We start from the raw sequence: 1179 nt of genomic DNA, 5'->3' as shown, positions 1-1179 counted from the left end.
GATCAGTTCGTTTGGTTCCGGCTCGTACACCATCCTGATGGACGCAACCCAGCAGGATGCCCGTCACCGGTCTCGCGACGGCGATCACAGCGCGCTCGCGCATGGGGCGAGGCGGTCAAAGCAGCGACGGTCCACAACGTAACCAGCAGCAGCCAGCCGCCGGTTCTTCACTTTGCGTTGGATCACCGCCGAACACATCGGTCCGCTGTCACCGTCGTAACGCAGTGCCGGGGTTTCTTCCCATCCATCGCTGTGCGTCTCTTCCTTGTCGGGCTCGTGAGAGGCTGAAAAAGCAACGATCCCCACCGGATGCCCACCGGTGGAGATCGTCAGGGCCGCTCAGACGAACGCCAGCTGGTTCTCTTCAGCTCGGCGCCGGTCAGCGCCTCGATCAGAGCCGACCCGGCGGCCAGGAACTCGGCGGGACCGGAGACAACACGGCTCAGGTCCGCGGCCCCTCCCCCGAATTCAGATAACTTCGCGCATTCGCCCGGTCCAATCCGTAGCGAGCGTCGTTCTCACACTAACGAAGCACCACCTCATCCGGTATCCAGGCCCGACGCACCGCACCGTCCGCAGCACCCACGACAGCGAAAAATCCACTGCTATCAGCAGAAACAACAGACCGTCGGACGACGCGTCCGACGTATACACCTGATGCGCCAGCTTGATATGCGCCGAACGCACCTGACCAGACCAATCCGAGAAGTCGGCCATGATCTCGGCAACCTCACACTCGACCGAGTCCTGTAGCTGCTCCGGGTGCCGGCGATACGGAAGCTCGCCGAAGTGGCTCAGGACCTTGTTCAGCGCTTTTCCGACTCTTCCCGGTCGAAACTCTTCTGCTCGAGCATCTCCGCGCCGACTGCGCGTGCCGCGCGGCGAACATCTCTACGCGCCTTGCCGCTGAGTCCCGGAAAGCGGGAGGTAGCCGGATCCAGGCGCCGGTACAGTCCCTCCGCGACGGCACACATCGTCAGTGCCTGTGCCTGGACGGCCCCGCGAACAGGGTCGCTACGGCGCTCGTCAACCCATCCTGAACCGTCCTGGACGAGGTGGAGGCTCCTGATCCACCTGTGTCGACGTCTTCTCGCGTCGCATCTTGGGGTGGCGGGTGATGACGACGAAGGCTATCAGCAGAAACAACAGACCGTCGGACGACGCGTCCGACGTATACAC

1 protein-coding gene is annotated in these 1179 nt (G+C 63.2%); it reads right to left on the bottom strand.

All coding sequences use genetic code 11. The features are described from left to right. Positions 1–84: 84 nt before the first annotated feature. Positions 85–306 carry a hypothetical protein gene (locus I0Q12_RS16105; RefSeq protein WP_197252870.1) on the bottom strand — a complete coding sequence of 74 codons (222 nt, stop codon included), beginning with the start codon at positions 304–306 and terminating at the stop codon, positions 85–87. Positions 307–1179 lie beyond the last annotated feature (873 nt).

The sequence above is a fragment of the Rhodococcus sp. CX genome (genome assembly GCF_015865005.1).
Lineage (GTDB): Bacteria > Actinomycetota > Actinomycetes > Mycobacteriales > Mycobacteriaceae > Rhodococcus.
Note: the sequence above shows the minus strand (reverse complement) of the source record. Positions and strands in the feature narration are given on the sequence as shown.